This window comes from Mesorhizobium sp. M1163 (genome assembly GCF_040318415.1).
Classification (GTDB): domain Bacteria; phylum Pseudomonadota; class Alphaproteobacteria; order Rhizobiales; family Rhizobiaceae; genus Mesorhizobium.
The window spans coordinates 1-512 of the sequence record NZ_JAMYMF010000116.1 but is presented as its reverse complement, the minus strand read 5'-3'; the positions used below and the strand labels follow the sequence as shown (position 1 = coordinate 512).

Genomic DNA, 512 nt, shown 5'->3' with positions numbered 1-512 from the left:
CATGAAGAACGCCAAGAAAAAACGTCTCTCTGCCTATCTTGATCCTGACGTGATGAACGCACTGGCTGATTACGCTGGGCGGCGCGAGGTCTCACTGTCACTGGTCGCCGAGGCTGCACTCGCATGGTTTCTGTCGCCGGATGCCGAAGAGCGGAAGCAAGCGGCGATAACTCGCCGCCTCGACCAGATCGATCGACGCGTGCAGCGGGTCGAGCGTGACGTCGGAATTGCGATTGAGACGCTAGCATTGTTCGTCCGGTTTTGGCTCAACTCGACTCCAGCCTTGCCGGAATCCGCACAAGCGGAGGCGCGCGCCAAGGGCTTGCAGCGCTACGACAATTTCGTCGATGCGCTCGGTCGCCGGCTCAGCAAAGGACCAAGGCTCAGGCAGGAGATAGCCGACGATGTCCCGCCAGCGCCGCCCGCGACTGGATGAGCTGCCGGCAAGACAGGCGCTTCAACAGCCCAAACCCCCGGTGCCGGATTGCGGAGCTATTTTGCGCGCAGCTGAT

Annotated in this window: 1 protein-coding gene; it reads left to right on the top strand. The window is 61.5% G+C overall.

Features of this window, described 5'->3' with window-relative positions; translation table 11 throughout:
• Position 1: 1 nt before the first annotated feature.
• Positions 2–436, top strand: coding sequence for a CopG family transcriptional regulator (locus NKH43_RS35265; protein WP_352862072.1), 435 nt, complete (start codon positions 2–4; stop codon positions 434–436).
• Positions 437–512 lie beyond the last annotated feature (76 nt).

Excerpts from the sequence above, each read along its gene's own strand:
- NKH43_RS35265 (WP_352862072.1), top strand. The coding sequence starts at position 2 with ATGAAGAACGCCAAGAAAAAACGTCTCTCTGCCTATCTTGATCCTGAC.